This is a genomic window from Nocardioides sp. R-C-SC26, from assembly GCF_021246465.1.
Taxonomy (GTDB): domain Bacteria; phylum Actinomycetota; class Actinomycetes; order Propionibacteriales; family Nocardioidaceae; genus Nocardioides.
In genome coordinates this window covers 1-305 of the sequence record NZ_JAHRHK010000100.1, presented here as the reverse complement: position 1 = coordinate 305, position 305 = coordinate 1, and the positions used below count along the sequence as shown (strand labels likewise).

The window sequence follows — 305 nt, the reverse complement described above, 5'->3', positions numbered from 1 at the left end:
GGCAGAATGAAGGACCGACGCTCGCCGAAGGGTGCGCGTCAGCGTGGCGGTCCGCGCCAGGTGGGCAACGGTCGGCGGATCTGGATCCCGAGCCGCCACGACGTCATCGGCCGACTCGACCGCGACAGGCTGCTCCCCGCGATCGTCTTCATCTTCAGCCGTGCCGGCTGCGATGCCGCCGTCCAGCAGTGCCTGGCCGCCGGACTGCGGCTGACCACCCCCGAGGAGCGCGACGAGATCTTCGTCTACGTCGACTCGGCGTGCCGCGACCTGCCGCCCGACGACCTGCACGTGCTCGGCTACCA

The 305-nt window shown here is 70.8% G+C and carries 1 pseudogene; it reads left to right on the top strand.

What is annotated here, in order from left to right:
- A pseudogene (locus KSO97_RS17610) lies at window positions 1-305 on the top strand (RNA helicase); the annotation flags it as partial.